At 37.0% G+C, this 1192-nt stretch carries 2 protein-coding genes; one reads left to right on the top strand and one right to left on the bottom strand.

From position 1 onward, the window contains the following. Nucleotides 1-148: 148 nt before the first annotated feature. Nucleotides 149-307 carry a hypothetical protein gene (locus tag AC1DRF_RS28680; protein ID WP_165802510.1) on the bottom strand — a complete coding sequence of 53 codons (159 nt, stop codon included), beginning with the start codon at nucleotides 305-307 and terminating at the stop codon, nucleotides 149-151. Nucleotides 308-478: 171 nt separating this feature from the next. On the opposite strand from AC1DRF_RS28680, the gene xth reads away from it, so the two are divergent. Then, nucleotides 479-1192: exodeoxyribonuclease III (xth, locus tag AC1DRF_RS28675; protein WP_477742396.1), on the top strand; the 714-nt coding region annotated here is incomplete at its 3' end.

Below are 1192 nucleotides of genomic sequence, written 5' to 3'. Positions count from 1 at the left end.
ACATTAGCAAAAGGCATAGAATGTTTTTTAATGGCTTCTATCATTTGAATGGTTTTTAGCATAGGACCACCTTATGTTTAAGAAATGGATAGCAAGAGCTTGAGACAGCGAGTCTTGCTACCAGTTAACGCGTTTTTATTTTTATGAATTACCTGCTAAAGTGCTTAATGGCAGAATCATTTAAAGAAAAATCTTCTTTAGTAAGCGCTGTTTGATTCTGTGTTTCGCATTCTTTAGTAGGGTGCTCTTCTTTTTTAGAAACAGCAGAAACTTCTTCGTTATTTTCATACGTGTGGTTTGTTGACATTATATTTCACCTCTTGTATCTAGTGTTTGAGATACAGAAAATAAAATAAGAAGAAATATCAGGAATACCTTGAAAAGAAAAGTATACGCTTTAAATTATTTGAACTCATGCAAGAAATTGTCTACACTAAACACTGATACATAAATCGAGTGAGGAGAACGTGAAGAGTTTATGAAGTTGATTTCGTGGAACGTAAATGGCATTCGCGCGTGTGTGCGAAAAGGATTTTTAGATTATTTTCAAGAAGTGAATGCGGATGTATTTTGTATTCAAGAGACGAAGCTGCAGGAAGGCCAAATTGATTTGCAGCTAGAAGGATATTATCAGTACTGGAATTATGCCGTGAAAAAAGGGTATTCCGGAACGGCTGTTTTTACAAAGCAAAAGCCTTTATCCGTTTCATACGGCGTGGATAAAGAATCAGAAGACGAAGGACGTATTATCACGCTTGAGTTCGAACAATGCTATGTAGTAAATGTGTATACGCCAAATTCTAAAAGAGACTTAGCAAGGCTTGAAGAAAGGCTTCAATGGGAAGATGATCTGCTCGTGTACTTAAAAAAATTAAATAGCCGTAAAGCGGTAGTTTTATGCGGAGACCTAAATGTAGCACATGAAGAAATTGACTTGCGTAATCCGAAGCCAAACCGAGGAAATTCTGGTTTTACAATAGAAGAGCGAGGGAAAATGACGACGCTTCTTGCTAGCGGATTTCTTGATACATTTCGCTATTTATATCCGAATCAAGAAGGATCCTATACCTGGTGGTCATATATGAACAAAGTGCGAGAACGAAATATCGGGTGGCGCATTGATTATTTTATCGTATCGGAGAGAATGAAAGACGTTATTCAAGAAGCTGCTATTCATCCGCATGTAATGGGA

Source organism: Priestia sp. P5_B4 (assembly GCF_056400385.1).
This window is presented reverse-complemented; position numbering and strand designations above follow the sequence as displayed.